The 1,218-nt window shown below is 44.7% G+C and carries 1 protein-coding gene; it reads left to right on the top strand.

The features are described 5' to 3' along the window. Positions 1 to 1,218, top strand: a 1,218-nt coding sequence (locus N483_RS24750) for an RHS repeat-associated core domain-containing protein (RefSeq protein WP_331245872.1), incomplete at both ends; no start/stop codon positions are given.

Below are 1,218 nucleotides of genomic sequence, written 5' to 3'. Positions count from 1 at the left end.
TGACTACCGTCGGCTTAAACACAGAAATGAATACATAGAAGCACAAGGTGTTCATTTTACCTATCGAGCGGGCCAAGTTGTCACCAAGAAAGAAGCAAGAGAGGGTGCTAACGGCACAATCTACTACCTGCATTCTCATGAGGATCGCGCTGGACGTGTCACTCACTATAACAAGGGTCGCTTTGCGATGTCGGTTGGTTATAGCGATACGGGTTTCGTTAGCAGCTTGGCTGTGCAAGGCAGTTATGGTTATATCCAATCACATAGTTACCAGTTTGATGGCTTAGGGAATCTGACATCACGTGCACTTTCATCAGATGGTGGGCAAGTTGAGATCAGCCGATTTGGCTATGACGACCTAAACCGCGTAATCAAAGTCAATGGTGCAACCGAGTTTGCCTATACCGCAAATGGTAACCTGACTACGAAGTCTGGTTGGACACAGCACTATGAAGACACAAGACCGCATGCAATTACCAAGCGCGTGAAAGGCAGCCAGATTGAAGTGTTTGACTATGACAGCAATGGTAATCAAATCAGCGCTGTGATGACAAATAATGGCAGCACTGAGTATCAACGCGATGTGGTGTACTCTGCGCGTAATAAGGCGACGCACATTACGGTCAATGGTGAGTTGGTTCAATTTAGTTACGATACCAATAACCGACGCTATAAACGTGTTGAGCGCAACAAAACCATCTACTACGTGGGTGCCCTTGAAATAGTCAAAGAAAGCGGCACAGAGGCACTGTCTGCGCAAACTTATATTCGCCGTAATATAGGCAATGATGCAGTAAAAACTTACCATGAACATGGTCAAGAGAGCATGCAATGGTTGTTTACAGATCATCAAGGCTCAGTTGTTGCAGTGGTTAACAATAGTGGTAAGCTCTTAAAGCGTTTTAGCTATGACGTATTTGGCAAGCAATCAGAAGTTGTGATGCCAAACAATGACATAGACAAACTAAACTGGGCCCTTGAAACAGGACTATTTTGGACCGTAGCAAGTAACCAAAGAGCGTACACAGGCCACGAACCCGTTAAGTTTGGTGATGATTCGCGCATCATTCATATGAATGGTCGGATCTTTGATGCAGATACTGGGCGATTTATGCAAACCGACCCATTTGTACAAGCACCGAGTAATTTGCAGAACTATAACCGATATAGTTATGTGCTGAATAATCCGCTGAGTTATACGGATCCGAGTGGGTATTT

It is taken from the genome of Pseudoalteromonas luteoviolacea NCIMB 1944 (genome assembly GCF_001625565.1).
Classification (GTDB): Bacteria; Pseudomonadota; Gammaproteobacteria; order Enterobacterales; family Alteromonadaceae; genus Pseudoalteromonas; species Pseudoalteromonas luteoviolacea_F.
The sequence above is the reverse complement of the archived record's forward strand: the minus strand, read 5'-3'. Positions and strand labels throughout refer to the sequence as shown.